Genomic DNA, 26,740 nt, shown 5'->3' on the forward strand with positions numbered 1-26,740 from the left:
GGAATCCAGTACGAAGTTTGTGTGAATGGTGCACAAGCCTTCGAGGTCTGCGACCCTTCCGCGGATCCGCGGGTGATGCGCGAAAGAGGTGTCGATGCCTACATTTTCACGCAGCCTCGAGCAGTCGCTTCATCGCGCTCTGGCCCTCGCCAACGAACGTCATCACGAATACGCCACGCTGGAGCATCTGCTGCTCTCCCTCATCGACGACCAGGACGCCGCCGCGGTCATGCGGGCGTGCAACGTCGACATGGAGAAGCTGCGGCGCAATCTGGTCGAATACGTCGATTCCGAGCTTGAGAACCTCGTTCAGTCGGGCTCGGACGATTCCAAGCCCACCGCTGGTTTCCAGCGTGTCATCCAGCGCGCGGTGATCCACGTGCAATCCTCCGGCCGCGAGGAGGTGACCGGCGCCAACGTGCTCGTCGCCATCTTCGCCGAGCGCGAGAGCCATGCCGCCTATTTCCTGCAGGAGCAGGACATGACGCGGTATGACGCCGTCAACTACATCTCCCACGGCATCGCCAAGCGCTCCGGCATGTCGGAGAGCCGGCCCGTGCGCGGCGCGGAGGAGGAGACCGAGACCAAGCCCGGCGACGACAAGCAGAAGAAGGCCGATGCGCTCGACGCTTATTGCGTGAACCTCAACAAGAAGGCGCACGAGGGCAAGATCGATCCCCTCATCGGCCGCGACAGCGAGATTCAGCGCACCATCCAGGTGCTGTGCCGCCGGCAGAAGAACAACCCGCTGTTCGTGGGCGACCCCGGCGTCGGCAAGACCGCCATTGCCGAGGGCCTGGCCAAGCGCATCAACGACGGCGACGTGCCGGAGGTGCTCGCCACCGCCACCGTGTTCGCCCTCGACATGGGCGCGCTGCTCGCCGGCACCCGCTATCGCGGCGACTTCGAGGAGCGCCTCAAGCAGGTGGTCAAGGAGATCGAGGCCTATCCCAACGCGATCATGTTCATCGACGAGATCCATACGGTCATCGGTGCCGGCGCGACCTCGGGTGGGGCCATGGACGCCTCCAACCTGCTGAAGCCGGCGCTGGCCTCCGGCTCGCTGCGCTGCATGGGCTCCACCACCTACAAGGAATACCGGCAGTATTTCGAGAAGGATCGGGCCCTGGTGCGTCGCTTCCAGAAGATCGACGTGGCCGAGCCCAGCGTGGCAGACGCCATCGAGATCCTGAAGGGGTTGAAGCCCTGCTTCGAGGACTACCACAAGCTGCGCTACACCAGCGAGGCCATCAAGGCGGCGGTGGAGCTTTCGGCGCGCTACATCCACGATCGCAAGCTGCCGGACAAGGCCATCGACGTGATCGACGAGTCGGGCGCCGCGCAGATGCTGCTGCCCGAGGCCAAGCGCAAGAAGACCATCGGCATCAAGGAGATCGAAGCGACCATCGCGACCATGGCGCGGATTCCGCCCAAGTCTGTGTCCAAGGACGATGCCGAGGTGCTGGCCAATCTGGAGACCACGCTGAAGCGCGTGGTGTTCGGCCAGGACAAGGCCATCGAGGCCCTGTCCGCCTCCATCAAGCTGGCCCGCGCCGGCCTGCGCGAGCCGGAGAAGCCGATCGGCAACTACCTGTTCTCCGGCCCCACCGGCGTCGGCAAGACGGAAGTGGCCAAGCAGCTGGCCTCGGCGCTGGGCGTGCAGCTGCTGCGCTTCGACATGTCGGAATATATGGAGCGCCACACCGTGAGCCGCCTCATCGGCGCGCCTCCCGGCTATGTGGGCTTCGACCAGGGCGGCCTGCTCACCGACGGGGTGGACCAGAACCCGCATTGCGTGCTGCTGCTGGACGAGATCGAGAAGGCCCATCCGGACCTGTTCAACATCCTGCTGCAGGTGATGGACCACGGTAAGCTGACCGACCACAACGGCAAGCAGATCGACTTCCGTAACGTCATCCTGATCATGACCACCAATGCGGGCGCGGCGGATCTGGCGAAGCCCGCCTACGGCTTCACCCGCAGCAAGCGCGAAGGCGACGATTCGGAGGCCATCAACCGCACCTTCGCGCCGGAGTTCCGCAACCGGCTCGACGCGGTGATCCCGTTCGGCCATCTGCCCACCGAGGTCATCACCCAGGTGGTGGAAAAGTTCGTCCTGCAGCTGGAAGCGCAGCTCGCCGACCGCAATGTCACCATCGAGCTGTCGCCGGAGGCGGGCAAGTGGCTGGTGGAGCGCGGCTATGACGAGCAGATGGGGGCCCGTCCCATGGCGCGGGTGATCCAGGAGCACATCAAGACGCCGCTGGCGGACATGGTGCTGTTCGGCGCGCTCAAGCACGGCGGCCATGTCCAGGTGGTGGTGGAAGGCGAGGGGCGCGACTCCAAGCTCGGTTTCCAGTTCCCGGAAGGGCCGGTCACGCCCAAGCCGGAGAAGATCGACGAGGAGGCCAAGCCCGCCGCCCGCCGCAAGCCCGTCGCCGCCGCGAAGGCCGCCAAGTCCGGGCCGAAGGCGGGGCCGAAGTCGGGACCCGGGTCCAAGCCCGGGCCGAAGCCCGACCCCAAGGCGCCGCTGCTGAAGGTCTGACGGACCGACGCAAGACGAGATCGAAAGAGGCGGCCACGGCCGCCTCTTTTCGTTTCACTGAACCTTGCATCATATGGGCCGGCGCGGCATCGGGCCGGGAGATAGGGTGTGTCGCGGTCGAGTACCTGCGTGGATTGCAATTTGCGGCCAATCTGGAACCCTGTTCGGGTGAACGCTCGGAGTGGTTCAGATGGCAATGTTCAAGCTGCCCCTGTCGGGGGACGTGACCCAGTTCTTCCGCCTGTTCAGTACCAATCTGGCGGCGTTCGGCAGTCAGATCGGTCTTATCAACATCAACCTGGGACAATCCAAGGCGCCGGAGGTGGAAGAGGAGGTGCTGCAGAGCGTGGGCAGCTACGGCAGCCAGATCGGCCGCATCAGCGAGGCGCTGGTGGTGCTCGTCACTCATTTCCGGCCGGAGCGCGCGCTTGAGCCGGATGAACTGCGTGCCCTCAACCGGCTGCGCGCCATGCTGGACGAGATCGCCGATATCAAGGAGCGCCATGGCCGGCGGGCGGTCCGGTTTCCGGAGGCGCTGTCCCTCGGCGTCCCCCGCGACCCGCCGCCGCGCGGCACACCGTGATGCCGGCGTCAGCCGGCGCCCGCGCCGGGCACATGGCCGGGGCGGGCGATGCGGTAGAGCACCTGCCGCCGCCGGGGATGGCCGAGGGGGATGGAGGGCAGGTCGAAGTCCCCATTCTCGACGCGGGTCATGCCGAGCCGCTCCATCACTGCGCGCGAGCGGCGGTTGGCCGGCACCGTGATGGCGACGATGGTGTCCAGCTCCAGCCGCTCGAAGCCGAAGGCGAGGCACTGGCGGGCGGCTTCCGTGGCATAGCCCTGGCCCCAGTGGGCGGACAGGAAGCGCCAGCCGATCTCCACCGCAGGGGTGAAAGGCGCGGTATACGGCACATGGACGAGGCCGGCATAGCCGGCGAATGCGGTCACTCCGGGCACCTCCACCACCCACAGACCGAAGCCGTGGTCGGCGAAATGCCGCGCGATCCGGTCCGCCGCCGCGTCGCTGGCGGCCCGGTCCGGCACCGGCATCAGGAATTCCATCACGCGCGGATCGGACTGCATGCGCCACAGGGCGTCGCGGTCCGCCGGCCGCCAGTGTCTCAGGCGCACGCGCGGGCCCGGGGCGGGAACGACGACGGGGCTCATGGCTCCCCGAGGGCGGTCTTCAGGCGCAGGACCGTGGCGGCGGAGGCCAGCGGGCGGCCGGCCAGCTCGGCCACCGAGCGGAGCCCAAGGCTGGAGGACAGGAACACTTCCTCGGCGCGCGCCAGGTCGTCCACGCTCAAGGTGCGCTCGGCGCCGGCGAGGGCCAGCACCGCCGCGCGCATCACGCCCGGCAGCGCCCCATCGGCCAGCGGCGGCGTGAGAAGATGCCCCTCAATGACCGCGAACACGTTGGCGATGGAGGTTTCCGCCACATGGTCGCGGGTGTTGAGGAGGATGGCATCGTCGGCACCGGCGGTGGCGGCCTCCTGGCGGGCGAGGATATTGTCGAGGTAGTTGAGCGACTTCACGCCCGCCAGCGGCGAGCGCTCGTTGCGCCGGGTCGAGGTGGCGACGATGAGCCGGGCGGCCGCCGGCGGCGGTGCCATGGGAGCGATGGTGACGAGCACTGTGGGCTGAGGCGCGGCCGGCGGCAGCACTCCGCGCGGGCCTTCGCCGCGCGTGACGGTGAGGCGCAGCACCGCGTCGGCAAGGCCGTTGGCGGCACGGGTGTCGTCCAGCACGGCGGCAAGGTCGAGTTGCGGCAGCGGCAGGCCGAGCACTCGCGCGCCCGCTTCCAGTCGGGCGAGATGGGCGTCGAGGCGCAGGATGCGGCCGTCGCGCACGCGCAGGGTCTCGAACAGGCCATCCCCCAGGGTGAAGCCGCGATCGCCGGGGGCGATGCGGGCGTCGGCGGCATCGCGCAGGGCGCCGTTGAGATAGAGCTTCACCGGCCTTCTCCGGACAGCGCCCGCAGCATGGGGGCAAGCTTCACCAGGCTTTCCTCGTATTCGTCCGCCGGGTCGGAATCAGCGACGATGCCGCCGCCGGCCTGGGTGAGCAGGGTGTCGCCGACACGGGTGATGGTGCGGATGACGATGGAGGAATCCATCGCGCCGTCGAAGCCGATCCAGGCCACCGAGCCGCAATAGACGCCGCGCGGGAACGGCTCCAGCGCGTTGATGATCTCCATGGCGCGAATCTTCGGCGCGCCGGTGATGGACCCGCCGGGGAAGCAGGCGGTGAGCAGGTCCACGGGGCCGAGCCCGTCCATCAACTGGCTCTCCACCACCGACACCAGGTGGTGCGCGCTGGCGAAGGTTTCCAGCGCGCACAGCGCCGGCACCTTCACGCTGCCCACCTTGCTGACCCGGCTGAGATCGTTGCGCATCAGGTCGACGATCATGAGATTCTCCGCCCGGTCCTTCACCGAGGCGGTCAGCGCCCGCGCCAGCGCGTCATCCTCCACCGGGTCGGCCGCGCGGCGGCGGGTGCCCTTGATGGGGCGGGTTTCCACCCGGCCCTCCGCATCCAGGCTGAGGAAGCGTTCGGGCGAGGCGCTCAGCACGGCAAGGTCGGGCCCGCAGCGCAGAAGGGCGGCGAAGGGCGTCGGGCTCACCGCGCGCAGGCGGGCGTAGAGCTGAAGGTCGCTCAGCCCCTCCGGCCGGGGCGCGCGCATCTGCTGGGTGAGGTTGGCCTGGAAGATGTCGCCGGCGCGGATGTATTCGATGACGCGGGCGATGGAGGCTTCCACCGCCGCGCGCGGCTGGTCGGGCACGAAACGGCCGGTCAGCGTCCAGTCCGGGGCGGGCGGGACGGCGGGGGCATGGGCGATGCGGTCGAGGACCATGGCCGCCCGCTGTTCGGCGCGCCGGGTGCGCAGCTCGGCATCGACCTCCGGTCGGCCGGAGGAGAACAGCACGGCCCGTCCGGTCGCATGGTCGAAGGCCAGCACCAGGTCGTAAATCCCCATCACCATCTCGGGCAGCGGCGGGCGCCCGGGACGCGGGGGCGGCAGGCGCTCCAGGTGGCGGCCCAGCTCGTAGCCGAGGAAGCCGACCGCGCCGCCGCGGAACGGGAAGGCGCCCGCGTGGGGCTCGGCGCCGCCCTCGGCGGCGAGCATGCGGGCGAGGACGGCGAAGGGCGTTCCCTCCACCATCCGCCCGTCCACCCGCACGCCGTCGGCATCGGCGACGAGGGTGTGGAATGGGTCCACCGCGATGTAGGAAAAGCGCGCGCGCGGATCGCCGACGGCAGCGCTGTCGAGGAACGCGCAATTCGGCACGTCGGCGAAAGCGTGAAAAAGGGCGAACGGGTCGCGGTACGGGATGTCGAGACGGAGCACGGGCAGGCGACCGATTCGGGGCAGCGCGATCAGGATGACGGTGCGAGGCCGTGGCGGCAACCGCTCCGCAGGGTTCTTGCACCCTGCCTACAGCACCGTGCCGCCGGGGGAAAGCGCTTCGGGGGATCGGGACAAGGCGAGCCTGTCGAAGCGCCGGCGGAGATGCTATGGCTACCTTATCGATGCTCTCGTCCCCGCCATTCCCACGATTTGCCTGATCCTTCCATGTCCCTGCGGTCTCCTTCTCACAGCCACGATCCCCTCGGGTCGGCGCGCTCCACTCTCGGCTGGTTCTTCCATGGCGCGCGGCATGGCCTTTCGGTGCCGGCGCTGGTGCTGTTCGCCAGCTATGCCGGCTTCGGCGCGCTGCTGCAGGGGGTGGGCTTTCCCATCGGCGCGGGGGTGCTGTCCACGCTGCTGGTGTGGGCGCTGCCGGCGCAGGTGATCCTGGTGGGCGGGCTGGTGGCCGGCTCGGCGCTGCCGGCGCTGGCCTTCGCCATCGCCTTGTCGTCCATGCGGCTGCTGCCCATGGTGGTGTCGGTGGCCCCCTATATGCGCGGGCCGCGCCGGAACCTGCTGGTCGAGCTCGTCTGTGCCCATTATGTGGCGATGACGCTGTGGGTGGAGGGGCAAAGGCTGCTGCCGCACATGCCGGGCGAAGCGCGGGTGCCCTTCACCCTCGGCCTCGGCAACATGCTCATTTCCATCAGCATGATTGGCACCGCGCTCGGCTATCTGATGGCGGGCAGCCTGTCGGGGCCTCTGGCGGCGATGCTCTTGTTCCTCACACCGCTGTCGTTCTCGGTGCTGATGGTGCGCAATTCCACCGGGCTCACCGACTGGCTGGCCCTGGCCGCCGGCTTCTTTCTCATGCCGTTCGCCGTAGCGCTGGACGGCGGGCTGGACCTGCTCATCGCCGGCGTCGGGGGCGGGTCGCTGGCCTATGGCATCGGCCGGTGGCGGCGGAGGCGCGCATGATCGCCACCCTGAGCGAGGGCACGGCGCTGTTGATCGTCGTGCTGGTGGGGTTCCTGCCCACCGAGGTCTGGCGCTCGCTGGCGGTGCTGGCCGGGCGACGGCTGGAGACCGGCAGCGAGGTGTTCCATTGGGTGAAGGCGGTGGCGACGGCGCTGCTGGCGGCGGTGGTGGCGCGGCTGCTGTTCGCCCCGGCCGCGCCGCTGGAGGTGGTGCCGCTGGCGGTGCGGCTGGGGGCGGTGGCGGGCGGCATCGCCGGCTTCGCCCTGCTGCGCCGCTCGGTGTTCGCCGGCGTGCTGGTGGGCGAGCTGCTGCTGGCCGCCGGCATCCTCGCCTTCGCCTGACGCGGACGCCGGGAAAACCGTCGCCGGCGATGACCTTCCGCCAGGTGTGGATTGACAAACCCCGCCGTGGCGCGGACAGTCGCATCGTTCCGAGGGGGGCCCCGAGTTCGGGGGCTGAGAGTGGGCGCGCCGCCCTGACCCTTGAACCTGATCCGGCTCATACCGGCGGAGGGACGGGAACCTGCGACACGCGCCCCGCGCCGCCGCAGTGGCGAAGGCCGCACCCAATCTGCCCCCAGCGAGTTCGGATCGCTCGTGTGCCAGAGAGGATGCGCCATGACCACAGCCGTCGATCCCAGCAAGATCAACACGGGCGGTCCACAGACCGTCACCACCGGCCCCATCGTCGGGTCCCGCAAGCGTTATGTGGAAGTGCCCGGCGCCGATATAGCGGTGCCGGTGCGCGAGATCACGCTTTCCGACCCGGCCGAGGCGCCGGTGCGGGTCTATGATTCCTCCGGTCCCTACACCGAGTGCGCGCCGGCCATCGACCTTGCTGCCGGCCTCCATGGCCAGCGCGAGGCCTGGGTGGCGAACCGCGGCTTCGAGGCCATCGTGCCGCGCGCGGTGAAGCCCGAGGACAACGGCTTTGCCGGCGACCGCCTGGTGGCCGCCTGTCCGGCCGAGCGCACCGTGCGCCGCGCCGCCCCGGGGCAGATGGCGACCCAGTATGAGTTCGCCCGCGCCGGCCTCATCACCCAGGAGATGATCTTCGCCGCCCACCGCGAGAATCTCGGCCGCGCCGAGGTACTGGAGCGGGCCGAGGGGGCCCTTCAGGACGGCGAGAGCTTCGGCGCCGAAATCCCGCCCTTCATCACGCCGGAATTCGTGCGCGCGGAGATCGCGCGGGGCCGCGCCATCATCCCCGCCAACATCAACCACACCGAGTTGGAGCCGATGGTGATCGGCCGCAACTTCCTGGTGAAGATCAACGCCAACATCGGTAACTCCGCCGTCACCTCCTCCACCGCGGAAGAGGTGGAGAAGATGGTGTGGGCCATCCGCTGGGGTGCGGACACGGTCATGGACCTGTCCACCGGCCGCAACATCCACAACATCCGCTCCTGGATCGTGCGCAACTCGCCGGTGCCCATCGGCACCGTGCCGATCTACCAGGCGCTGGAGAAGGTGGGCGGCGACCCGCTCAAGCTCGACTGGGAGGTGTTCAAGGACACCCTCATCGAGCAGGCCGAGCAGGGCATCGACTATTTCACCATCCATGCCGGCGTGCGCCTCGCCTATGTGCCGCTCACCGCGCGCCGCGTCACCGGCATCGTCAGCCGCGGCGGCTCCATCATGGCGCGCTGGTGCCTCGCCGGGCACCGCGAATCGTTCCTCTACGAGCGGTTCGACGAGATCTGCGACATCATGCGGGCCTATGACGTGTCGTTCTCGCTGGGCGACGGCCTGCGCCCCGGCTCCATCGCCGACGCCAACGACGCCGCCCAGTTCGCCGAGCTGGAGACCCTGGGCGAACTTGCCAACATCGCGTGGCAGAAGGGCTGCCAGGTCATGATCGAGGGGCCGGGCCATGTGCCCATGCACAAGATCAAGGCCAATATGGACAAGCAGTTGAAGGCGTGCGGGGAGGCCCCATTCTACACCCTCGGCCCGCTGACCACCGACATCGCCCCCGGCTACGACCACATCACCTCGGGCATCGGCGCGGCCATGATCGGCTGGTTCGGCTGCGCCATGCTCTGCTACGTCACGCCCAAGGAGCATCTGGGCCTGCCCGACCGCGATGACGTGAAGACCGGCGTCATCACCTACAAGATCGCCGCCCACGCCGCCGACCTCGCCAAGGGCCATCCCGCCGCGCAGATCCGCGACGACGCGGTGAGCCGGGCCCGCTTCGACTTCCGCTGGCAGGACCAGTTCCACCTGGGACTCGACCCGGACACGGCGCAGAAGTTCCACGACGAGACCCTGCCCAAGGACGCGCACAAGGTGGCGCACTTCTGCTCCATGTGCGGGCCGAAGTTCTGTTCCATGAAGATCACCCAGGAATTGCGGGCCGAGGTCCGCGCCATGGAGGGGGCCGACGAAGCCCTGTCCGCCGAGGCGCGGGAGCAGGGGATGCGGGAGAAGTCGCGGGAGTTCCTGGCCGAGGGCGGGGAGCTTTATGTGAGCGCAGCGGAATAGCCGTCGCGCCCGATCCTTCCGAAGGCACCAGAACCCGGCCGTCGCGCCGGCCGGGTTCTGGTCGCGCGGGGGGGCTCATCGCGCGGGGGTCCGCCACGCCCGCCCCCGCCACGACACCGCTGAAGCTTTCGACTAATCTTGAGGGCGCCTTGGCGGATGCCGGCCCGGCGACGCCCTTTGCAGGGATGTGGAATGAACGCGGACGAAGCGGGAGCGGCGGCGCGGCAGGACGCGCGGAAGAATGCGCACGGGGACGCGCGTGAAGACGGCCTGTCCCGGCCCAATGCCTGGTTGCGGGAGCTGGCGCGGATCAAGCCGGCGCCCTGGTCCTGGGGGCGGGCCATCCGCTCCGCCCTCTGCATCGGCGTGCCGTTTTCCGTGGGCTATGCCTGTGACGCGGTCATCACCGGCATGTGGATTTCCATGGGCACGCTCATGATGGCCGCCGCCGAGCCCGCCGGCACCTACCGCTTCATCTTCCGCCACCTCGCCCTATCGGGCGTCATCGGCGCGCTCGGCTATCTCGCCGGCTATCTGACCGGCTTGCCCTGGGGCGCGACGGTACTGGCCATGGCCGCGTTCGGCGTCCTCGGCGGCCTGCTCAGCGGCTATGGGGCGGTGCTGTCCATCGGCGCCATGCAGGCCCTGCTCCTGTCCTCCATCGCCATCGGCGTGCCGGGCATCGGGCCCTATTGGTGGTTGTCGGTGCTCTATCTGGTCGGCGCAGTCTTCTATATGGCGGTGCTGGGGATAGAGGCGCTGCTGTGGCGCGACCGGCCCCGGCGGCAGGCGGTGGCCGGCCTGGTCCGCGCCCTGGCGACGCTGGCCGCCGCCCGGGCCGACGGCCTGGCGGCCGACGCGGATGCGGGCGCGGCGCCCGCTGGCCCGGGGCTCGAGGCCGCCCGCCGGGCGGTGACGGACGGGCTTCGCGCCCTGACCGGCCTGATGCTGGAAACCCAATCCCGCAATGTCGGCCGTGGCCGCGAGACCGACCGCCTCGCGGCGCTGGTGCAGGACTGCGACGCGCTGTTCGCCGCCATCCTGTCGTCGCGCGACACCGTGGGCCTGCGGGCGGCGGGCGCGCGGCTGGGTGTCCTGGCCGCCGCCGCGGACGGTGATGCGGTGGACACGGCGTCGCCCGCGGGTCCCGGCGGGGATCGGCTGGCACAGGCGGTGGCGGGGGTGGCGGCGGCGCTTGCCGCCACCGGCGCCACCCCCGCGCCGGGGCGCGGGCAGGGTGGCGATGAGGCGGAGGCTGAGGCGGCGGCTGAGGCTGAGGGACGGAGCCATGCCCCCGCTGCCGCCACGCAAGCGGGCGCGCGCCTGCGCATCGCCCTCGACCGGCTGGCGCCGGGCGCGGAGAATATCCGGGCGGCGCTGGCCCTGGGGCTATGCATGGGGCTCGCCTATGCCGCCCATTGGTGGGACCGGGAGAGCCACTGGTTCTGGATTCCGCTCACCGTCAGCCTGGTGATGAAGCCCGACCTCGGCTCGGTGTTCGCCCGGGCGGTGCTGCGCTGCGTGGGCACCATCGGCGGGGCGGCCCTGGGCGCCTTGGCATTGGCCTATCTGCCGAAGGGACAGCCGGTGATCCTGCTCATCGCCGGGCTCTCGGCGGTGCTGCCGTGGGCGATGCGGCGGTCCTACGTGCTGCAGGCGGTGGTGCTGGCGCCGCTGGTGCTGCTGCTGGTGGACATCGTCGAGCCCGGCCCCCGAAGCGCCGATTATGCGCTCCAGCGGGTGGTCGATACCTTCATCGGCGGCGGCATCGTGCTGGTGTTCGGCTATTTCCTGTGGCCGCGCACCCATCACAGGCACCTCGCCGAGACCTTCCATGGCGCCAAGGGCCTGATCGGCGATTACCTGCTCGCGGCCTGTGGCCTCGGCTCCGGCCCCGACCTGTCCGAGCATCGCCGCCGGACTTATGGCCGGCTGGCCGACATGCGCACGCGCCTGCGGACCGCGCTGATGGAGCCGCCCCCCGCCAGCACCGAGGCCGGCGCGTGGTTTCCCCTCGTCAGCGCGGCCGAGCGCATCTGCGACCGCGTCACCGCCTATTCGGCTAGCCCGGACCGGCGTGTGCCGCCGGCGGACGCGGAGGCGATCCGCGCGCTTGCGCGCTACATTGCGGCGACGCCCGGCGAACGCGTCCGGCTTGCCCCGCCGGCATCGCCGGCCGCGACCGCCGCCGGCTTTCTCGCCGACGGTATCCGCGACGAACTGGCCCACATGAACCGCCTGCAGGACGCTGGCGGCTTCCCGCAGGCCCCGCCCGAGGCCCCGCGCGGCTGATATATATGCCGCATGGCCTCTCGCCGGGGCGTCAGGCCGCCGTCGGACGCTTGGCGGGTGGCGCCATGAAGGCGGGTGAGACCGGGTCGGTCACGGTGCGGGCGAGGATGGCGTCGATCTCGGCCCGGGTCGCGTCGTCGATGTGAAAGCCGTCCACGTCGCCCACGGGATCAAGCTGGCCCGGCCTGCGCGCGCCCCACAGGGCGATGGTCGGCCCCTGGTCCAGCACCCAGCGCAAGGCCAATGCCAGTACCGACTTTCCGTAGCGCGCCCGGGCCAGCGCCTGCAGCTCCGCCACCGCCTGCAGATACTGCGGGAAGCGCGGGGCGGTGAACTTCGGGTCCACCTTGCGCAGGTCGTCGCCCTCGAACGTGGTGGCGGCGTCCATGCGGCCGGAGAGCAGGCCCCGGCACAGGGCGCCGTAGCTCAGGACGGTGAGCCCGGTGCGCGCCGCATAGGGCAGCACGTCGGCTTCGATCTCGCGCTCGAACAGATTGTAGGGCGGCTGCACCGCGTCGAGCCGCGCCACCGCGCGGAAGGCGTCCATCTGCGCGGGCGCATAGTTCGACACGCCGACGGCGCGGATCTTGCCCTCGCGGCGCAGCTCCTCCAGCACCCGCGCGGTGTCCTCGAACGGCGTTTCGAGGTCCGGCCAGTGGACTTGGTAAAGGTCGATCACATCGGTCCTCAGGCGGCGCAGGGAGTCCTCGATCTCCTGCCGGATGCGGGCCGGGCGGCTGTCGCGGAACACCCGCCCATCGCGCCAGGCAAGCCCGACCTTGGTGGCGATCTGCGCCTTCTCGCGCAGCCCGTCGGCCAGGGCCTTGCCGACGATCTCCTCCGAATGACCGAAGCCGTAGACCGGGGCGGTGTCGATGAGGGTGATGCCGCACTCCACCGCCGCGCGGATGGTGGCGATGGCCTCCGCCTCGTCGGAGCCGCCCCACATCCAGCCGCCGATGGCCCAGGTGCCAAGCCCGATGCGCGAGGTGGTCACGCCCGAGGCGCCGAGTTCGATCTGTTCCATGGCTTGATCTCCGTCTCGATCAGGATTGCCCGGCATCGCGCGCCGCCAGCAGGCCGATGGCGGACCAGTCGCGGTCGGCGCCGCCGGTGGCCAGAAGGGTGAGGAAGCGGTCGCGCAGCAGGCTGGCCAGCGGCAAGGGCACTTCCAGCGCCTCGGCGGCGGCCAGCGTCAGCTTGATGTCCTTGAGGCCCAGCGGCGCCGCGAAGCCGACCGGGGCATCGCCGCCTTCGGCCAGCAGCCGGCCGTAATTCTTATAGACCGGCGCTCCGAACAGGGTGGAGGTGAGCAGCTCCAGGTACTGGGTCTTGTCGATGCCGGCCTTGCCCACCAGCGCCAGCGCCTCGCCCAGGGATTCGATGACGCAGGCGATGAGGAAGTTGCCCGACAGCTTCACCAGATTGGCCCGCGCCGGCAGGTCGGACACCACGAAGGTGCGCTGGCCCACCGCCTCCAGCAGCGGCCGGGCGGCGGTCAGCGCCGCGTCCTCCCCCGCCGCCACCACGAACAGCGTGCCGGCGGCCGCTACATCCGGCCGCCCGAACACCGGCGCCGACAGGAAGAGCTGGCCGGCCGCGGCGTGGGCGGCGGCGAGCCGCTCCGACAGGGCTGGGCCAATGGTGCTGGCGGAGACGTGCAGCGCCCCCGCGGGCAGGGTGGCGATGAGGCCCTGGGGCTCGAACGCCACCTCCTCCACCGCCGCGTCATTGGCGAGCATGGTGATCACCGCCTCGCCCCGGCAGGCCGCGGCAACGTCAGCGGCCCGGGCGGCGCCTGCCGCCACCAGGGCGTCAGTCTTGGCGGGGGAGCGATTGTACACGGTGACGGCATGCCCGGCCTTCAGGAGGTTGCCGGCCATGCCGGCCCCCATCTGGCCCAATCCGATGAAGCCCACCTGCATGGTTCTGTCCTCCTGCCGCGACGGCGCGCCTCGGGTCGGCGTGGCCTCGATCCGGGACCATGGGCGCGCGCGCCGCCGCGATCAATCGCGACGGCGTGATGGCATTCATGCAGGCCATGAATGTGTCGATGCGGCGGGTGCGGTCCCGTTCAGCGCGGGGCGTGGGCCGGGGCGGCGAGGGCGTCGCGCAGCAACAGGGCGATGTGGCGGGCCTTGCGGCCGGTGCCGTGCTCGATCTGGTGGCGGCAGGAAAAGCCGTTGGCGATCAGCGGCGTATCGGGCGCGGCATCGCGCACCGCCGGCAGCAGGTTGAGTTCGCCCATCTCCATCGAAGCATCGTAATGCTCGGCCTCCAGGCCGAAGCTGCCGGCCATGCCGCAGCAGCTGGTTTCGACGATGTCGTACGAAAACCCGGGAATCCACGACAGCACCTTGCGGGTCGCCTTCATCACCCCGAACGCCTTCTGGTGGCAGTGGCCGTGCAGCAGGGCCCGGGGCAGGTCCAGGCCCTGCAGCTGCAGCCGAAGCCCCTTGTTCTGGTGCTCGCGCGCCAGGAACTCTTCCAGCAGATAGAGTTGCTTGCCGAGGTCGCCTACCTCCGGCCCCAACCCCAGGCTGTACAGCTCGTCGCGCAGCGACAGCAGGCAGGAGGGCTCCAGGCCGATGATGGGCGTCTTGGCGGCGATTTCGTCGCGGAAGGCGGCCAGCACCCGGGTGGCCTCGCCCCGCGCCTTCTCCACCATGCCGGTGGTGAGATAGGTGCGCCCACAGCACAAGGGCCGGTTCGGCTCGGCATCGGTAGCGGCGGGACGGGCCGCGCGCACGCGATAGCCGGCGGCCTCCAGCACCTGTTGCGCGGCGTGCGCGACCTCGGGCTCGAAATGGTGGCAGAAGGTATCCACGAACAGGATCACCTCGCCCCGCGGCGGCGCCTCCCCCACGGTCGGCGCCGTGGGCGCGAACGGCGCCGGCGCGGGCTCGGGAATGGGCCGGCGGGCGGTGATGCCGAGCCAGCGGTCCGCCAGCCGCGCCGCCAGCCGCCAGCGGTTGCGCAGGCGGATGGCGGCGCGCAGTAGGCGACGATGGCGCCCCGTCCATTCGGGCACGCCGCCGAACAGCCGGGTGCGCAGCGGCACCCCTTTGATCTCGTGGCGCTGCGCCAGGTATTCGGTCTTGATGAGCGTCATGTCGACGGCGCTCGGGCATTCCTTCTTGCAGGCCTTGCACGACACGCACAGGTCCATGGCCGCGTCGAGCCGGGGGTCGGCGAAGGCCTGCGCGTCCGAGCCGTCGTTGAGGGCGGCCTTGAAGGCGGCGACGCGGGCCTCGGTGGAATGGGCGGCATCGCCGGTGACGCGATAGGAGGGGCACATCACCCCTTTGCCGGTATTACGACAATCGCGGCTGTGCATGCACACCGCGACCGCCTTCGCGTAATTCCCGCCGGTCGCGGGAATGCCGGAATAGGCGTCGCCGATGCCGTAGGTGTCGTAAGCCGACCAGTCGAGGAAGGTTTTCATGCCGTGGAACTCCCGCCGCCGCGCTCAAGCAAGACGCGCGCCAGCGGCGAGGCTCCGGCCGGTCGTCACACCGGCGGCGGGGGGCCGCCGTTCAGCCCGAGGCTGGCGATGATCTCGAAGGACCGCAGCCGCGCCGCCGGGTCGAACACGTCGGACACCACCATCACCTCATCCACCCCGGTTTCGGCGATGAAGGCGGTGAGGCCCGCGCGCACGGTGTCCGGGCTTCCCACCACCGAGCAGGCGAGCATGCGCTGCGCCTGCGCCTTTTCCATCGGGCTCCAATAGGTCTCGATGTCATCGATGGGCGGTTGGCTCAGGCCCCGGGCGCCGCGGAAGATGTTGGCGAAGGACATCTGCTGGGTGGTGGCGAGCCGCTGCGCCTCCCGGTCCGTCTCCGCCGCGATCACGTTGATGCCGGCCATGGCATAGGGCCGCGCCAGCGCCGCCGAGGGCTTGAAGCGGGTGCGGTAGACGTGGAGCGCGTCCATGAGTTGGTCGGGCGCAAAATGGGAGGCGAAGGCATAGGGCAGGCCCAGTTCCGCCGCCAGATGGGCGCCGAAGGTGGACGAGCCGAGGATCCACACCGGCACCTCGGTGCCCGCCGCCGGCACCGCCTGCAGCGTCTGGCCCGGCTGGACCGGCCGGAAATAGGCCTGGAGCTCCAGCACGTCCTGGGGGAAGCGATCGGAATCGGCGGGGGTGCGGCGCAGGGCGCGGAAGGTGGCCTGATCGGTGCCCGGCGCGCGGCCGAGGCCCAGGTCGATGCGGCCGGGGAACAGCCGCGCCAGGGTGCCGAACTGCTCGGCCACCACCATCGGCGCATGGTTCGGCAGCATGATGCCGCCGGCCCCGACGCGGATGGACGCGGTGCCGGCGGCGATATGGCCGATGACCACTGCGGTGGCGGCCGAGGCGATGCCCGGCATGTTGTGGTGCTCGGCCACCCAGAACCGCCGGTAGCCCCAGCCCTCGGCATGGGCGGCGAGGGTGCGGGCGTTGTCCAGCGCGGCGCGGGCGTCCGCGTCCACGGTGACGCGAACGAGATCGAGAATCGAGAAAGCCGTCATGAGAGGCCTTGTGCTTGGCTGCCACGGGCTGCGCCGCCCCCGCGCAGGCCCTGCATGTAGGCCCTGCCGCCCGCCATTCAACCGCCCGGCCCGCATCTCCTGCGCAGGGCTCGCGCCCGCGGCCAGTCAAGGGACATGGCGCAAGAGGCAGGTGATGCAAGAGGCAGATGGTACAAGAGGCAGATGGTACAAGAGGCAGATGGTACAAGAGGAATGTGGTGGAAGACGAAAATGGTGCCGGCTGAGGGGATCGAACCCCCGACCTTCGGTTTACAAAACCGCTGCACTACCGCTGTGCTAAGCCGGCCCCGTTCGAGGCCCGGGACCCATCGCGACCCGGGGCTGGACGGCCGGTGGGGGCGTGGGCCCTCGCCGGTGCGCCTTCATCCCTCGCCGGCGTCCGCGCGTCAAGACGGGCGCGGTGGACAGATGACTTGGCGCCGGGCCGCGCGGTCCGGCGGCCCAAAAAAAGCGGCCCCGCACCGTGCGGGGCCGTCCCGGGAGGGGCGCGGCGGTGAACGCCGCGCCAGAGGTCCTGTGCACGGCTCCTGAGCGGGGGCTCAGTGCCAGTGATCGATGTTGCGGTCCTTGGTCTCGGGCACGAACAGCAGGCCGATGACGAAGGTCATCAACGCAATCACGATCGGATACCAGAGGCCAAAATAGATGTCTCCGGTAGCCGCCACCATGGCGAAAGACGTCGCAGGCAGAAGGCCGCCGAACCAGCCGTTGCCGATGTGATACGGCAGCGACATGGAGGTGTAGCGGATGCGGGCGGGGAACAGCTCCACCAGCGCCGCCGCGATGGGCCCGTAGACCATGGTGACGAACAGCACCAGGATGAACAGCAGCCCGATCACCGCCGCCACCTGTGGGCGGAAGATGTCGAACGGGTGCGCCATCTTCACCACGCCGGTGTCGGACCCGGCCTTGGGATAGCCCGCCGCCTGGAGCGCGGCGAGGGCGGTCTTGCCGAAATCGGGACCGAACGGCACCACCTGGTCGTTCACCTTCAGTTCCACCGGGGCGCCGGGCGCGGCGGGGAGGGTGGAGTACTTCACGCCCGCCTTGGCGAGGGTGTCGCGGGCGATGTCGCAGGGCTGGCTGTAGATCCGTGTTCCCACCGGATTGAACAGCGAGCCGCAATTGCCGGGATCGGCCACCACGGTCACCCGCACGTTCTGAACCGCCCGCTCCAATTGCGGATTGGCATAGGTGGTGATGAGGTTGAACAGCGGGAAATAGCTCGCCGCCGCGATCAGGCATCCGGCGAGGATGATGGGCTTGCGGCCGATCTTGTCCGACAGCCAGCCAAAGAACACGAAGAAGCCCGTGCCGAACACCAGCGACCACGCGATCAGGAGGTTGGAGGTGTAGCCGTCCACCTTCAGGATCGATTGCAGGAAGAACAGGGCATAGAACTGGCCCGTGTACCAGACCACGCCCTGGCCGGCGACGAGGCCGAACAGGGCGAGCAGCACGATCTTCATGTTGCCCCAGTGGCCGAACGCCTCGGTCAGCGGCGCCTTGGAGGTGGTGCCCTCCTCCTTCATCTTCTTGAAGGTGGGGGATTCCGACAGTTGCAGGCGGATCCACACCGAAATGCCGAGCAAGGCGATGGAGACCAGGAACGGCACCCGCCAGCCCCAGTCGCGGAACGCCTCCTCGCCGGTCACGGTGCGCGTGACCAGGATGATGACGAGGGACAGGAACAGGCCCAGCGTCGCCGTGGTCTGAATCCAGGAGGTGTAGAAGCCGCGCCGGCCGTGTGGCGCGTGCTCGGCCACGTAGGTGGCGGCGCCGCCATATTCGCCGCCCAGCGCCAGGCCTTGCAGCAGCCGCAGCGCGATCAGGATGATGGGGGCGAGGATGCCGATGGCGGCGGCATTGGGCAGGATGCCGACGATGAAGGTCGACAGGCCCATGATGAGGATGGTGATCAGGAAGGTGTATTTGCGGCCCACCATGTCGCCGAGCCGGCCGAACACGATGGCGCCGAACGGACGGACCAGGAAGCCGGCGGCGAAGGCAAGCAGCGCGAAGATGTCGCGCGTGGCGGGCGGATAGGCGGAAAAGAACTGCGCGCCGATGATGGCCGCCAGCGAGCCGTAGAGATAGAAATCATACCATTCGAAGACGGTGCCGAGGGACGAGGCGAAGATGACCTTCTTCTCCTCCCGTGTCATGGGGCGGGGGGCTGCCGCCGCCCGCGCACTCGTAACGCTCATGGACATGTCCTCCCACGTCGATGCCCCGGCCGTGTTCCCCCGGCGGAGCTGAGCCAGGCTGCGCGCTGCCGCGGCGCGGGCCGAGCGTGGGGCGATGCCCGCCGCCGCGCGCGGGAGCGGGCGGCGATGACCGGGCGGTCCTCCGTCGGCCTGGCGGTCCGCCTCTCTGGTCGGGCGGTTCGGCTAAGGCTGGGCGCACGCGCGCCTGAGGACAGTGTGGCTGGAAAAAGGTTCTACGACGATAGTCTATTGGTCTTAGGTGCAATGCCGCAAGGTGATGTCGGTGGTGTCATGATCCTGCAGCTGCCCTTCCCCGGCCTTCAGGCCCTCTTCAGGGCGCGTCGGGCGATGCCGAGGGACAAAGCGGCGGCATTGGAGACATTGAGGCTCTTGATGACGCCGGGCAGGTCGATGCGGGCCAGTTCATCGCAGGTCTCGCGCGTCAGTTGGCGCAGGCCCTTGCCTTCGGCGCCCAGGACCAGGGCGAGCGGCGCGCGCAGGGGCGTGTCCTCCAGGTCGGCCGCGCCCTCGCTGTCGAGGCCGACCACCAGCATGCCGTTGTCCTTCAACTCGGTGAGGGCGCGGGCGAGGTTCTGCACCAGGCAGATGGGCACATGCTCCAGCCCGCCCGAGGCGCTCTTGGCCAGCACGCCGGTGGCGACCGGGCTGTGACGGGCGGTGGTGACGATGGCGCTGACCGCGAACGCCGCCGCCGAGCGCACGATGGCGCCCACGTTGTGCGGGTCGGTGATCTGGTCCAGCACCAGCACCAAATCGGTCTTGGCGATGTCCCTGAGGCGGGGGGAGGGCAGGTGGTCCACCTCCGCCAGCAACCCCTGATGCACGGCGTCCGCGCCCAGCAGCTTATCGATCTCGGAGGGCCGCACGAGCTCGGGTTCGACCGGCGGGGTGAGGCCGGCCTCGGCCAGGCGGTGGGCGGCGTTCTCGGTGGCGAGAATCCTGCGGAAGCGACGCTTCGGATTGGCCAGCGCCTCCGCCACCGTGTGCCAGCCATACAGCAGGGCCACCTCGTCCTCGCCCGCCCAGGCCGGCGCCGCGCCGCTCTTCGCGCCGCCCTTGCCCGGCCAGCGCGACCGGCCTCCGCCAGGGCCTCCGCCTTTGCCGCCGAAGGGACGCGGGGAGCCGGGAGCGCGGGTCGGGCGATGGGGAGGACGGTCTGACATGGCGTGGCTTTGTCAGAGCCGGCGCCGCCGCGCAAGAGGCCTTGCGACATGGTGGGGCTAAAGGCGCGCGCCGCGTCATCCACAGCTCGATCATGGCCCTGCGCCTTTTCGGTTGACTTGAACCAAGCCGCCTTACATAACCCGGGACCTCAGCAGCGGCGCGGGCCTCTCGCCCCGCTGCTGAGCCGCTTCGCAGGAAGCGGTCGCGATGACGGGCCGTCGTATGGAGGGGTGCCCGAGTGGTTAAAGGGGACGGACTGTAAATCCGTTGGCTCTGCCTACGTTGGTTCAAATCCAACCCCCTCCACCACCCGTCATCGTCTGGGTCGAAAGCGATCCGATGGGGATCGCCTGATCGAATCGGCGAAGTTGAAGCAACGTTGCGCCGTAACGGCGATCCGATCTTCTCATGTCGCCGTCCAGCGATGATCAAGTCTTGAGCCTGAGCCCGCTTTCGCGTGGGATATCGTATGGCGCGATCTGGTCTGGCGCTGCACGTCGGCGCGCGTGCGCCCTTCCCAGCTTCTCCTGTCGCAATGAGCGTGGATGCCCCGCCGCAGCGTGTTGTGGTCTGTTTGACGGATGCAACCCAGGATCGTAACCTGCCCTATCGAAATGGGGGCCGGAATGGCGGTTTACAGGGGCACGGCTCGGGCCGACATCATCAATGGCAGTGACGCCGGAGATCGGATCTACAGCGAAGGCGGGGACGACGAGATCAATGCCGGGGGCGGCAATGATATCATCTACAGCGCGTCCGGGCATGATACGATTATCGGCGGTTCCGGGAATGATCAGGTTTACGCGGGCTACGGTTCGGACTGGATTTTTGCCGGTCCGGGAAGAGACATCATCTATGCCGAAAGCGGATACGACCGCGTCGAGGGTGGGAGTGGAAACGATCTGATTTATGGTGGGTTTGGCGATGACGAGTTGTATGGCGATCATATGGTCAATGATTATTACGATGGATCTGATTATATAGATGGTGGATCAGGCAACGACACAATTTTTGGTGGTGGGGGCGACGACACGCTGATCGGTGCATTTGGCAACGACTATATGGAAGGCGGATCGGGGAAAGATCGTCTGCTGGGCGGCTCCGGGAATGACAAGCTGTACGGTGGCGACTCCACCTATTACGGATATTTGGACGCTGATTACCTGGATGGCGGCACCGGCGACGATATTCTTGACGGTGATTCAGGCTATGACACCCTCATCGGAGGGGAGGGCAACGACCTCCTCTACGGCGGTGCCGGGAAGGACAGCCTGTCTGGCGGCGCCGGAAACGATGTGCTGTACGGCGACGGGCCGGGAGAGAGAGACGATGCGCCACTGGCGGATCGTCTGTCTGGCGGGGCGGGCAATGATCGCTTGATCGGGGGGCTCGACGCGGATCGCCTGAGTGGCGGTGGGGGAGCCGATGTGTTCATCTTCCAGGCGGTGGACGAGTCGCGGGCCGGCACGAACGACACGATCACGGATTTTTCTGCGGTGCAGGGCGACAAGATCGACCTTTCCGCCATCGACGCCAATGCGGTCGGCGGCGGGCAAAACGATGCCTTCGTGTTCATCGGCGCGGTGGCCTTCTCGGGCACGGCCGGCGAACTGCGCTACAGCAAGAATGGCCTCTGGGGCGACGTGGATGGCGACGGGCGCGCTGACCTCGCCATCCGCTTGAGCGGAGTGAGCGAACTGAGCGGCGCAAGCCTGATCCTTTAGGCGCGGCGAGCGCGAATGCGAACGGCTGGCGCCCGGCCCCATGATGCCGGGCGCCGCCGGGTTATCCCCAGGCGGCGCGAGGTGCCTTTCGCCGGGGCGGAGAGCGTGCTATGCGTCCCGCTCCCGCGGGTGTAGCTCAATGGTAGAGCAGCAGCCTTCCAAGCTGAATACGAGGGTTCGATTCCCTTCACCCGCTCCACTCTTCCCGTGATTCGGCGGTCGCGCTCCGGCGTCGTGAAGCCCGGGTCTTGCATCCGCGCGCGAAACCCCCTATCCCACGGCGGCTTTTTTTGCGGCCCGCGCGGGCGGCCGACCGAGTGAGAGAGAACGATGGCCAAAGAGAAGTTCAACCGTTCGAAGCCGCACTGCAACATCGGCACGATTGGTCACGTTGACCATGGCAAGACGTCGCTGACGGCGGCGATCACGAAGGTGCTTGCGGAGACCGGCGGCGCGACGTTCACGGCGTATGACCAGATCGACAAGGCGCCGGAAGAGAAGGCGCGTGGCATCACGATCTCGACCGCGCACGTGGAATACGAGACCCAGAACCGCCACTATGCGCACGTCGACTGCCCCGGGCACGCCGACTATGTGAAGAACATGATCACCGGCGCGGCGCAGATGGACGGCGCGATCCTGGTGGTGTCGGCCGCCGACGGCCCGATGCCGCAGACCCGCGAGCACATCCTGCTCGCCCGTCAGGTGGGCGTGCCGGCGCTGGTGGTGTTCCTGAACAAGTGCGACATGGTCGACGATCCGGAGCTGCTGGAGCTGGTCGAGCTGGAAGTGCGCGAGCTGCTCTCCAAGTACGACTTCCCCGGCGACGACATCCCGATCGTGCGCGGCTCGGCGCTGGTGGCGCTCGAGAACGGCGATCCGGTGCTCGGCCGTGACGCGGTGCTCGAGCTGATGACCCAGGTCGACGCCTATATCCCGCAGCCGGAGCGCCCGGTTGACCTGCCGTTCCTGATGCCGATCGAGGACGTGTTCTCGATCTCGGGCCGCGGCACGGTGGTGACCGGCCGCGTCGAGCGCGGCATCATCAAGGTCGGCGACGAAGTGGAAATCGTCGGCATCCGCCCGACCCAGAAGACCACGGTGACCGGCGTCGAGATGTTCCGCAAGCTGCTGGACCAGGGCCAGGCCGGCGACAACGTGGGCATCCTGGTGCGCGGCACCAAGCGCGAGGACGTGGAGCGCGGCCAGGTGGTGTGCAAGCCCGGCTCTGTGAAGCCCCACACCAAGTTCAAGGCCGAGGCCTACATCCTGACCAAGGAGGAGGGTGGCCGTCACACGCCGTTCTTCACCAACTATCGCCCGCAGTTCTACTTCCGCACCACGGACGTGACCGGCGTGTGCACCCTGCCGGAAGGCACCGAAATGGTGATGCCCGGTGACAACGTGTCCATGGACGTGGCGCTGATCGTGCCGATCGCCATGGAAGAGAAGCTGCGCTTCGCCATCCGCGAGGGCGGCCGCACCGTCGGCGCCGGCGTCGTCGCCGCCATCATCGAGTGATCGGGCGCGGGTGAGCCGGGGGGCCATCGCCAGATATCGGAAGGGGCGGCGCGGATGCGCCGCCCTTTTCTTTTGCCGGCCCTCAAGCGCTGTCCTCGCGCGGCAGGCGCTGGCCGGCCTCGCCGTGTGCCTCGCTGTGTGCCTCGCCGCGTGGCCGGCGGTGGCGAAGGACCCCTGCCCGGAGCGCGAGCCCTGCCGCGGGTGCGGCTGCGCCGGAGGGCCGGGATATCGCGGTCCCGACGGTCGCTGCGTCGGTTTCAAGGCGTTGGAGCGCGTGTGCGGCAGTCCCCCGGACGCCCGCTGCGTGTTCGAGAATGCACCGGGGGCCGGGGCGAATCGCCCCTGTGCCCTTGGCGCGACCGAGCAGGCACCGGACCCCGCCCAATCCGGTGCCAGCCCGTCTCAACGCCCCGGAGAGCCAGGGCAGGGCGCGCCTTGAGCTGCTGCGTTTGCCTCGGTTCTGCGGCGCAGGCTGGGGACAGCGCGATCTGGTCCAAGCGATCGCCCTTTACAGACGCCACGCATCCCTCTACACACACGCCCACCGATGCGCTGGGTCGCTTTTCCGGCGCGGCGGGCTTTACCCTCGAGTGTCGCGCGCCATCATTGGCTGCGCCGGTCGGGGAAGGGCCTAGGAGTGTAGCTCAACTGGTTAGAGCACCGGTCTCCAAAACCGGGGGTTGGGGGTTCGAGTCCCTCCACTCCTGCCACCTTCCTTCCTGGGGAAGGGCGGCAGGTCTTGAAGCGACGGTCCGGGAGATGCTCGGCGCTCGGGTGCGTGTTGCCCGTTATCGGCGCCTTCCCATTCGCCCGGCGCGGTTCCGGGTCAGCGCCCTTCCGAAGCACGGCGAGACGGGCTATTGGAGTTGACGGCGGTGCCGGGCGCAATCGGGCGCGGGGTACCTTCGAACAAGGAGAGGTGGCGGCCACCGGGTTTTCCCAAGGGGCCGCCGTGTCACGCATGGCGAAGAACAGTCCTGTCGCGTTCTTTCAGCAGGTCCGCGCCGAAACGGCGAAGGTCACCTGGCCGACCCGTCGCGAGACGCTGATCACCACGGCCATGGTGTTCGTGATGGTGTTCCTCGCCTCGATCTTCTTCCTCGTGGTTGACCAGATCATCCGGTTCGGCGTCTCCACGCTGCTCACCATCGGGCACTGAGGCGGCAGGAGGCCCCAATGGCGAAACGCTGGTACATCGTCCACGCTTATTCCAACTTCGAGAAGAAGGTGGCCGACTCGATTCGCGAGCAGGCCGAGCAGCGCAATTTGACCGATCTGTTCGAGCAGATCCTGGTCCCCACCGAGAAGGTGGTTGAGGTGCGGCGCGGCCGGAAGGTGGACGCCGAGCGCAAGTTCTTTCCCGGCTATGTCCTGGTGAAGATGGATCTCACCGACGAGGCGTTCCATCTGATCAAGAATACGCCCAAGGTCACCGGTTTCCTGGGGGCGGACAACAAGCCCATGCCCATCTCCGAGGGCGAGGCCATGCGCATCCTGCAGCAGGTGCAGGAAGGCATCGAGCGGCCCAAGCCGTCCATCACCTTCGAGGTGGGCGAGACGGTGAAGGTGTCCGACGGGCCGTTCGCTTCGTTCAACGGCATTGTCGAGGAAGTGGACGACACGCGCTCGCGGCTCAAGGTGGCGGTGTCGATCTTCGGCCGCGCGACTCCGGTGGAGCTGGAGTTCAATCAGGTCGAGAAGGTGGCCTGAGAGCCGGGGTTGCCCCCGGTGTCTGGTGGACGGGCGCGGCATGGCCGCGCCTTTTTCATGTGCCGTCTGTGCCGTCGCGTTTCACTCATCCAGCCAGTTTCTGCCATCGCGCCCGCATGCGCCCGGCCCTAGAGGCGGGGAGGGCGGCTGCGGACCCCCGCGAATCGGCCGCCAGCGGGAGACAGGCTATGAAGGCGGTCATTTTGGCTCTGGCGATTGCCGGCAGCATGGCATTCGCCACCTCCAGCCACGCCCAGGAGGACGTGCTGGTCAAGTATTGCAAGCCGGACATCGAGCGCCTGTGCGCGACGGTGGCGCCCGGCGGCGGACGCCTCCTGAAGTGTCTCAAGGCTCATGGTGAGCAGATTTCCGTTGGCTGCGCCAAGGCCTTGCAGCAGCTGAAGGGCTGAGCGCCGCCGGCGATGCCGGCCCTCGACTCAAAATGACGCGCGGGCGGCCAGTCGGCCTTTTCCCGCGCGTCGGTTTGGTGTAAAGCACCGCCTCGCCCCGCTTCGGGCGCATTCATGCGCGGGAGGCCCGCCCGGTTCGCCAGCCGGATCAAGCGTGCCGCTACCGCGATCCTCAGTCCGCGCCGCCTGCGATGGCATCATCCGGCAGGCGCGTCTTGGCATTTACGGCCGGCTGCCGGAACTGCCGGGGAGTGTGTAAATGGCGAAGAAGATTACGGGTTTCGTCAAGCTGCAGGTGCCCGCCGGCAGCGCCAATCCGGCGCCGCCCATCGGCCCCGCGCTCGGTCAGCGCGGCCTGAACATCATGGAGTTCTGCAAGGCGTTCAACGCCCAGACCGCGCAGCTCGAAAAGGGCATGCCGATCCCGGTGGTGATCACGGCCTATCAGGACCGCTCCTTCACCTTCGAGCTGAAGACCCCGCCGGTCTCCTACTTCCTGAAGAAGGCCGCGGGCCTTGAGACCAAGAAGAAGCCCGGTTCCGGCTCCAAGACGCCGGGCAAGGGCACCTTCGTCGGCAAGGTCACGCGCGCCCAGCTCTCGGAGATCGCCGAGAAGAAGATGAAGGATCTGAACTGCGAGACCGTCGAGGCCGCGGTTCAGATGATCGAAGGATCGGCCCGCTCCATGGGCCTCCAGGTTCAGGAGTGAGCGCAATGGCGAAGCAAGGCAAGCGCATTCGCGCCGCCCACGAGGGCATCGATCGCAACAAGCTGTACGGCCTGGATGAGGCTCTGGCTCTGCTGAAGGAGCGGGCCACCGCGAAGTTCGACGAGACCATCGAGGTCGCGCTGAACCTCGGCGTGGACCCGCGCCACGCCGACCAGATGGTGCGCGGCGTGTGTAATCTGCCGAACGGCTCCGGCCGGACCGTCCGCGTGGCGGTGTTCGCCCGCGGCGCCAAGGCCGACGAGGCCAAGGCGGCCGGCGCCGACATCGTTGGCGCCGAGGACCTCCTGGAGACCATCCAGGGCGGCACCATCGAGTTCGATCGCTGCATCGCGACCCCGGACCTGATGCCGCTGGTCGGCCGTCTCGGCAAGGTGCTTGGCCCGCGCGGTCTGATGCCGAACCCGAAGGTCGGCACCGTGACCATGGACGTCAAGGGTGCCGTGGGTGCCGCCAAGGGCGGCGCCGTGGAGTTCCGCGTCGAGAAGGCGGGCATCATCCATGCCGGCATCGGCAAGGCTTCTTTCTCCACGGAGAAGCTCGCCGAGAACATCCGCGCCTTCGCCGACGCGGTGGTCAAGGCCAAGCCGACCGGCGCCAAGGGCACCTATGTGCAGCGCATCGCCGTGACCTCGACCATGGGGCCGGGCGTCAAGGTGGAGCCCGCCTCGGTGCTCACCGCCTGACGCAGCCGACGCTGTGATCGCCTGGAAGCCGCGACGCACTCCGTCGCGGCTTCTTGCATTCCGAGGGCGAGAATAATGCCTGAAGGGACGTGACAAGACGTTCGTAAGGCATTATATAGGCTGTTTCCTGGCTGGCGTGCTGGCGGGGAATTTGGATTTCAAGCTTTCGCCCTTGACCGGGTGAAAGGGCTGGGAGGGTTCGCCCGCCCGGCCTTGTCGTCTATCTCGATGCTGCGTTTCAGTCAGATGGAGCATCGGGGTGGGCGGAAAGTCCTGTCCGAGACTGCAGGTGCCGCGGCCGTTTTCCAGAATGCGCCGGGGCTTAATTCTCAAGGGTCATCCCGGAGGGGTGGCGTCGGGGAGCCAGCATAGACGGGGAAGACC

General features: G+C 68.8%; 22 protein-coding genes, 4 tRNA genes and 1 riboswitch. Of the genes, 16 read left to right on the plus strand and 10 right to left on the minus strand.

Annotated elements, in window-relative coordinates; all coding sequences use genetic code 11:
* Positions 1 to 94: 94 nt before the first annotated feature.
* Both clpA and V5F53_RS00990 read left to right on the plus strand, forming a co-directional pair.
* Positions 95 to 2,545: an ATP-dependent Clp protease ATP-binding subunit ClpA gene (clpA, locus tag V5F53_RS00985; protein WP_393995914.1), complete on the plus strand. Its 2,451-nt coding sequence runs from the start codon at positions 95 to 97 to the stop codon at positions 2,543 to 2,545.
* Between the two features lie 190 nt (positions 2,546 to 2,735).
* Positions 2,736 to 3,128, plus strand: coding sequence for a hypothetical protein (locus V5F53_RS00990; RefSeq protein WP_393995915.1), 393 nt, complete (start codon positions 2,736 to 2,738; stop codon positions 3,126 to 3,128).
* An 8-nt stretch (positions 3,129 to 3,136) separates the two neighbouring features.
* Here the strand turns inward: V5F53_RS00990 and V5F53_RS00995 are convergent, their stop codons facing one another.
* The 3 genes from V5F53_RS00995 to pabB are packed head-to-tail and all read right to left on the minus strand — an operon-like array spanning position 3,137 to position 5,894.
* Complete coding sequence (locus V5F53_RS00995; protein ID WP_393995916.1) at positions 3,137 to 3,712, minus strand: GNAT family N-acetyltransferase; 576 nt, start codon at positions 3,710 to 3,712, stop codon at positions 3,137 to 3,139.
* Positions 3,709 to 4,500, minus strand: coding sequence for an aminotransferase class IV (locus tag V5F53_RS01000; protein ID WP_393995917.1), 792 nt, complete (start codon positions 4,498 to 4,500; stop codon positions 3,709 to 3,711). Before V5F53_RS01000 ends, V5F53_RS00995 begins: the two co-directional genes overlap by 4 nt.
* Positions 4,497 to 5,894 carry an aminodeoxychorismate synthase component I gene (gene pabB, locus V5F53_RS01005; protein ID WP_393995918.1) on the minus strand — a complete coding sequence of 466 codons (1,398 nt, stop codon included), beginning with the start codon at positions 5,892 to 5,894 and terminating at the stop codon, positions 4,497 to 4,499. The genes V5F53_RS01000 and pabB overlap by 4 nt, the downstream gene beginning before the upstream one ends.
* 225 nt (positions 5,895 to 6,119) lie before the next feature.
* Here pabB and V5F53_RS01010 point away from each other — a divergent pair, with 225 nt between their 5' ends.
* The 4 genes from V5F53_RS01010 to V5F53_RS01025 all read left to right on the plus strand — a co-directional run bounded on the left by V5F53_RS01010 (position 6,120) and on the right by V5F53_RS01025 (position 11,650).
* Positions 6,120 to 6,872: an AzlC family ABC transporter permease gene (locus V5F53_RS01010; protein WP_393995919.1), complete on the plus strand. Its 753-nt coding sequence runs from the start codon at positions 6,120 to 6,122 to the stop codon at positions 6,870 to 6,872.
* Complete coding sequence (locus V5F53_RS01015; protein ID WP_393995920.1) at positions 6,869 to 7,213, plus strand: AzlD domain-containing protein; 345 nt, start codon at positions 6,869 to 6,871, stop codon at positions 7,211 to 7,213. The genes V5F53_RS01010 and V5F53_RS01015 overlap by 4 nt, the downstream gene beginning before the upstream one ends.
* Positions 7,214 to 7,295: 82 nt before the next feature.
* Positions 7,296 to 7,404, plus strand: a riboswitch (TPP riboswitch).
* Between the two features lie 85 nt (positions 7,405 to 7,489).
* Positions 7,490 to 9,358 carry a phosphomethylpyrimidine synthase ThiC gene (gene thiC / locus V5F53_RS01020; protein WP_393995921.1) on the plus strand — a complete coding sequence of 623 codons (1,869 nt, stop codon included), beginning with the start codon at positions 7,490 to 7,492 and terminating at the stop codon, positions 9,356 to 9,358.
* Positions 9,359 to 9,550: 192 nt separating this feature from the next.
* Positions 9,551 to 11,650, plus strand: coding sequence for an FUSC family protein (locus V5F53_RS01025; protein ID WP_393995922.1), 2,100 nt, complete (start codon positions 9,551 to 9,553; stop codon positions 11,648 to 11,650).
* Between the two features lie 31 nt (positions 11,651 to 11,681).
* Here V5F53_RS01025 and V5F53_RS01030 read toward each other — a convergent pair whose 3' ends face one another.
* The 7 genes from V5F53_RS01030 to rlmB form a co-directional block, all read right to left on the minus strand.
* Complete coding sequence (locus V5F53_RS01030) at positions 11,682 to 12,677, minus strand: aldo/keto reductase (protein ID WP_393995923.1); 996 nt, start codon at positions 12,675 to 12,677, stop codon at positions 11,682 to 11,684.
* A 19-nt stretch (positions 12,678 to 12,696) separates the two neighbouring features.
* The gene (locus V5F53_RS01035; RefSeq protein ID WP_393995924.1) at positions 12,697 to 13,575 is read right to left on the minus strand and encodes an NAD(P)-dependent oxidoreductase; all 879 of its coding nucleotides are present in this window, start codon (positions 13,573 to 13,575) and stop codon (positions 12,697 to 12,699) included.
* Between the two features lie 149 nt (positions 13,576 to 13,724).
* Positions 13,725 to 15,095: a (Fe-S)-binding protein gene (locus V5F53_RS01040; protein ID WP_393995925.1), complete on the minus strand. Its 1,371-nt coding sequence runs from the start codon at positions 15,093 to 15,095 to the stop codon at positions 13,725 to 13,727.
* Between the two features lie 65 nt (positions 15,096 to 15,160).
* A complete protein-coding gene (locus V5F53_RS01045) occupies positions 15,161 to 16,165 on the minus strand; it encodes an LLM class flavin-dependent oxidoreductase (protein ID WP_393995926.1) in 1,005 nt (334 codons plus the stop codon).
* 232 nt (positions 16,166 to 16,397) lie between these two features.
* Positions 16,398 to 16,472 (minus strand) — tRNA-Thr (locus V5F53_RS01050).
* A 253-nt stretch (positions 16,473 to 16,725) separates the two neighbouring features.
* Positions 16,726 to 18,393 (minus strand): MFS transporter, encoded by a 1,668-nt coding sequence (locus tag V5F53_RS01055; protein ID WP_393995927.1) that lies wholly within the window; start codon positions 18,391 to 18,393, stop codon positions 16,726 to 16,728.
* A gap of 320 nt (positions 18,394 to 18,713) precedes the next feature.
* Positions 18,714 to 19,577 carry a 23S rRNA (guanosine(2251)-2'-O)-methyltransferase RlmB gene (gene rlmB / locus V5F53_RS01060; protein ID WP_393995928.1) on the minus strand — a complete coding sequence of 288 codons (864 nt, stop codon included), beginning with the start codon at positions 19,575 to 19,577 and terminating at the stop codon, positions 18,714 to 18,716.
* 225 nt (positions 19,578 to 19,802) lie between these two features.
* On the opposite strand from rlmB, the gene V5F53_RS01065 reads away from it, so the two are divergent.
* The 10 genes from V5F53_RS01065 to rplA all read left to right on the plus strand — a co-directional run bounded on the left by V5F53_RS01065 (position 19,803) and on the right by rplA (position 26,356).
* Positions 19,803 to 19,887: transfer RNA gene (locus V5F53_RS01065), tRNA-Tyr, on the plus strand.
* Between the two features lie 317 nt (positions 19,888 to 20,204).
* Positions 20,205 to 21,302 (plus strand): calcium-binding protein, encoded by a 1,098-nt coding sequence (locus tag V5F53_RS01070; RefSeq protein ID WP_393995929.1) that lies wholly within the window; start codon positions 20,205 to 20,207, stop codon positions 21,300 to 21,302.
* A 125-nt stretch (positions 21,303 to 21,427) separates the two neighbouring features.
* Positions 21,428 to 21,501 (plus strand) — tRNA-Gly (locus V5F53_RS01075).
* A 131-nt stretch (positions 21,502 to 21,632) separates the two neighbouring features.
* On the plus strand, positions 21,633 to 22,823 hold the full coding sequence (tuf, locus tag V5F53_RS01080) for an elongation factor Tu (protein WP_509212781.1): 1,191 nt from the start codon (positions 21,633 to 21,635) through the stop codon (positions 22,821 to 22,823).
* A 633-nt stretch (positions 22,824 to 23,456) separates the two neighbouring features.
* Positions 23,457 to 23,533 (plus strand) — tRNA-Trp (locus tag V5F53_RS01085).
* A gap of 251 nt (positions 23,534 to 23,784) precedes the next feature.
* Positions 23,785 to 23,982: a preprotein translocase subunit SecE gene (secE, locus tag V5F53_RS01090; RefSeq protein ID WP_393998079.1), complete on the plus strand. Its 198-nt coding sequence runs from the start codon at positions 23,785 to 23,787 to the stop codon at positions 23,980 to 23,982.
* A 17-nt stretch (positions 23,983 to 23,999) separates the two neighbouring features.
* Entirely contained in the window at positions 24,000 to 24,533 is a 534-nt protein-coding gene (gene nusG / locus V5F53_RS01095) for a transcription termination/antitermination protein NusG (RefSeq protein ID WP_393998078.1), read from the plus strand.
* Between the two features lie 188 nt (positions 24,534 to 24,721).
* On the plus strand, positions 24,722 to 24,943 hold the full coding sequence (locus V5F53_RS01100) for a cysteine rich repeat-containing protein (protein WP_393998077.1): 222 nt from the start codon (positions 24,722 to 24,724) through the stop codon (positions 24,941 to 24,943).
* 259 nt (positions 24,944 to 25,202) lie between these two features.
* On the plus strand, positions 25,203 to 25,652 hold the full coding sequence (gene rplK / locus V5F53_RS01105; protein WP_393998076.1) for a 50S ribosomal protein L11: 450 nt from the start codon (positions 25,203 to 25,205) through the stop codon (positions 25,650 to 25,652).
* Between the two features lie 5 nt (positions 25,653 to 25,657).
* Positions 25,658 to 26,356, plus strand: a complete 699-nt coding sequence (gene rplA, locus V5F53_RS01110; RefSeq protein ID WP_393998075.1) for a 50S ribosomal protein L1 — start codon at positions 25,658 to 25,660, stop codon at positions 26,354 to 26,356.
* The last annotated feature ends 384 nt before the right edge of the window (positions 26,357 to 26,740 follow it).

Origin of the sequence: Xanthobacter cornucopiae (assembly GCF_043195065.2) — a bacterium.
GTDB lineage: Bacteria > Pseudomonadota > Alphaproteobacteria > Rhizobiales > Xanthobacteraceae > Xanthobacter.

Excerpts from the sequence above, each read along its gene's own strand:
- clpA (WP_393995914.1), top strand. The coding sequence starts at position 95 with ATGCCTACATTTTCACGCAGCCTCGAGCAGTCGCTTCATCGCGCTCTG.
- V5F53_RS00990 (WP_393995915.1), top strand. The coding sequence starts at position 2,736 with ATGGCAATGTTCAAGCTGCCCCTGTCGGGGGACGTGACCCAGTTCTTC.
- V5F53_RS00995 (WP_393995916.1), bottom strand. The coding sequence starts at position 3,712 with ATGAGCCCCGTCGTCGTTCCCGCCCCGGGCCCGCGCGTGCGCCTGAGA.
- V5F53_RS01010 (WP_393995919.1), top strand. The coding sequence starts at position 6,120 with ATGTCCCTGCGGTCTCCTTCTCACAGCCACGATCCCCTCGGGTCGGCG.
- V5F53_RS01015 (WP_393995920.1), top strand. The coding sequence starts at position 6,869 with ATGATCGCCACCCTGAGCGAGGGCACGGCGCTGTTGATCGTCGTGCTG.
- thiC (WP_393995921.1), top strand. The coding sequence starts at position 7,490 with ATGACCACAGCCGTCGATCCCAGCAAGATCAACACGGGCGGTCCACAG.
- V5F53_RS01025 (WP_393995922.1), top strand. The coding sequence starts at position 9,551 with ATGAACGCGGACGAAGCGGGAGCGGCGGCGCGGCAGGACGCGCGGAAG.
- V5F53_RS01030 (WP_393995923.1), bottom strand. The coding sequence starts at position 12,677 with ATGGAACAGATCGAACTCGGCGCCTCGGGCGTGACCACCTCGCGCATC.
- V5F53_RS01035 (WP_393995924.1), bottom strand. The coding sequence starts at position 13,575 with ATGCAGGTGGGCTTCATCGGATTGGGCCAGATGGGGGCCGGCATGGCC.
- V5F53_RS01040 (WP_393995925.1), bottom strand. The coding sequence starts at position 15,095 with ATGAAAACCTTCCTCGACTGGTCGGCTTACGACACCTACGGCATCGGC.
- V5F53_RS01045 (WP_393995926.1), bottom strand. The coding sequence starts at position 16,165 with ATGACGGCTTTCTCGATTCTCGATCTCGTTCGCGTCACCGTGGACGCG.
- V5F53_RS01055 (WP_393995927.1), bottom strand. The coding sequence starts at position 18,393 with ATGAGCGTTACGAGTGCGCGGGCGGCGGCAGCCCCCCGCCCCATGACA.
- rlmB (WP_393995928.1), bottom strand. The coding sequence starts at position 19,577 with ATGTCAGACCGTCCTCCCCATCGCCCGACCCGCGCTCCCGGCTCCCCG.
- V5F53_RS01070 (WP_393995929.1), top strand. The coding sequence starts at position 20,205 with ATGGCGGTTTACAGGGGCACGGCTCGGGCCGACATCATCAATGGCAGT.
- tuf (WP_509212781.1), top strand. The coding sequence starts at position 21,633 with ATGGCCAAAGAGAAGTTCAACCGTTCGAAGCCGCACTGCAACATCGGC.
- secE (WP_393998079.1), top strand. The coding sequence starts at position 23,785 with ATGGCGAAGAACAGTCCTGTCGCGTTCTTTCAGCAGGTCCGCGCCGAA.
- nusG (WP_393998078.1), top strand. The coding sequence starts at position 24,000 with ATGGCGAAACGCTGGTACATCGTCCACGCTTATTCCAACTTCGAGAAG.
- V5F53_RS01100 (WP_393998077.1), top strand. The coding sequence starts at position 24,722 with ATGAAGGCGGTCATTTTGGCTCTGGCGATTGCCGGCAGCATGGCATTC.
- rplK (WP_393998076.1), top strand. The coding sequence starts at position 25,203 with ATGGCGAAGAAGATTACGGGTTTCGTCAAGCTGCAGGTGCCCGCCGGC.
- rplA (WP_393998075.1), top strand. The coding sequence starts at position 25,658 with ATGGCGAAGCAAGGCAAGCGCATTCGCGCCGCCCACGAGGGCATCGAT.